The organism is Peribacillus sp. SIMBA_075 (genome assembly GCF_046534585.1).
Genome location: NZ_JAWRYN010001542.1, coordinates 1 through 238, shown reverse-complemented (window position 1 = coordinate 238; position 238 = coordinate 1). Strand labels below are relative to the sequence as shown.

The window sequence follows — 238 nt, the reverse complement described above, 5'->3', positions numbered from 1 at the left end:
ATCGATATCCTGATCGACACGCGTCATCGGGGTTCGGACCGTGACCAGCCACCCGCCAGAACTGACAAGCTTCTAGCGCTGACGAATATCGAGGCTGAAACGGCGGAAATCGGGTTCTGGCTGACTATGTTCAAATATCGGCCCGCCCGCCCGGAAAGCCAGTATCTGCTGAGAAAGATCGGCGAACAGCATGACGCCCTGTCCCAATATCGGAAGCTAATCGTAACGACTTCGGATC

The 238-nt window shown here is 55.5% G+C and carries 1 protein-coding gene; it reads left to right on the top strand.

Features of this window, described 5'->3' with window-relative positions; translation table 11 throughout:
• On the top strand, nt 1–238 hold a 238-nt coding region (locus SB775_RS33585; protein WP_410865633.1), incomplete at both ends, for a hypothetical protein.